Here is a 1,930-nt window from a genome sequence, read left to right on the forward strand (position 1 = left end):
TGTGCAATTCTCACCTGGCTACGCCGATTGGGAGACACGCCCTAGCTCCGGCGATCCCTGACTGCCCCTGACTGCCCCTGACGACCCCTGCCGCACCCATCGCGCCCGGCACCCCCCGGCCCGCGTGCACACTGGTGCAATGAGTCAGCCCCCCACGCCGCCCGAGATCCTGGTCGGCCCCATGCTCCGGTACGTCGACAGCACGGACGCGACGGTGTGGGTCGAGGTGTCCGCGCCGTGCACGGTGACGATCCGCGCCGGCGACGGCGAGGCCTCCGAACAGTCGTGGGGTGTCCACGGGCACCACTTCGCGGTGCTGCACCTTCGTGATCTCGAGCCGGGCGTGGAGACGCCCTACGAGGTGGCGCTCGACGGTGTTCCCGCCTGGCCACTGGAGCCGGATCGCCCCAGCGTCATCCGCACCCCGCGCGCCGACGACACGGTCCGCCTGTCCTTCGGGTCCTGTCGTCGGGGGGAGAGCCAGACCCCGGTGGCGCTGCGCCGGATCGGGGCCGATGCCCTGGTGGCGCTCGCGCATCAGATGGCCCACACGGCGCACGACGACTGGCCCGACGCCATGCTGTTGCTCGGCGACCAGGTGTACGCCGACATCCCCAGCCGGGAGATCACCGAGCGGCTGGCGGCGCGCCGTCGGGCCGGGGAGGGGCCCCGGTCGGTGCGCGACTCCGCCGGTGACGGTGGGGACCGGGACGTGTCCGGGGAGATCTGCGACTTCGAGGAGTACTCCTGGCTGTACCACGAGTCGTGGCGCGACCCGGACGTGCGCTGGTTGCTGTCCACCGTGCCGAGCTGCATGATCCTCGACGACCACGACCTGCGCGACGACTGGAACTCCTCCCACGCCTGGCGCCGCGAGATGACGGCCCAGCCGTGGTGGCGCGACCGCGTGAGGGGGGCGTTCGCCAGTTACTTCGTCTACCAGCACCTGGGCAATCTCGCGCCGCGGGAGCTGGAGCAGGACGAGGTGTACCGGGCGGTCCGGGGTGCCCGGTCCGATGCCGAACGCGAACGGATCCTCGACGAGTTCGCCCTGTCCGCCGACGCCGACCGGGGCACCGCGCGGTGGAGCTTCAGTCGCGACTTCGGGCGGGTGCGGGTGGTGATGCTCGACGTGCGGGCCTCCCGCCGGCTGGACCCCGCCGACCGGCGCGTGATGGACCCGCAGGAGTGGGAGTGGGCGCGGGAGGCCTGCCTCGGGGCCGAGGTCGACCACCTGGTGATCGCGTCGTCCCTGCCCGCGTTCATGCTGCCGGCGCTGCATCATCTCGAGGGGTGGAACGAGGCGGTGAGCCGCGACCGACCGGAGAAGCCGCTGAGCGCCCGGATCGGCGAATGGGTGCGGCTGACGGTGGACCTCGAGCACTGGGCGGCCTTCCGCAACAGTTTCGACGACCTGATCGGGTTGCTCACCGAGGTGGCGGCCGGGGATCACGGGCGCGCTCCCGCCTCGATCCTCATGCTGGGCGGCGACGTCCACTGCTCCTACCTCGAGGAGGTCGAGCTCACCGCGCCGCGGGTGACCGGGTCGCCGACGCGGGTGCACCAGCTGGTCATGTCCCCGTTCCGCAATTCTCTACAGAAGTCGATCCGGATGGTCAACCGGATCTCGGTGCGGTCTCCCGCGCCCGCGCTGACCCGTCGGCTCGCCGAGGCCGTGGGCGTCCGGGAGCCACGTGTCAGGTGGGAGGTCACCGACGGGATCTGGTTCCACAACGGGGTCATGACCCTGGTGATGCGCGGCCGCCGCGCCACCGTCAAGGTCGAGCACGCCCACGTCGAGTGGCCGGCCGGGGGCCTGGGGAGGGTCCTCACGCTGCTACCCGGTCTGGCGCCGGACTCCTGGGGTCGGAGGGGGCGACGACGACGAGGTGGGGATGACCTCGACGCCAAGCCCCGTCAGGTGTTGCGC

General features: G+C 71.8%; 1 protein-coding gene. It reads left to right on the forward strand.

Features of this window, described 5'->3' with window-relative positions:
* Positions 1-139: 139 nt before the first annotated feature.
* A partial coding sequence (locus G6022_RS12075; protein ID WP_182691634.1) for an alkaline phosphatase D family protein occupies positions 140-1,930 on the forward strand: 1,791 nt, incomplete at its 3' end.

This window comes from Dietzia sp. Cai40 (genome assembly GCF_014145165.1).
Classification (GTDB): Bacteria; Actinomycetota; Actinomycetes; order Mycobacteriales; family Mycobacteriaceae; genus Dietzia; species Dietzia natronolimnaea.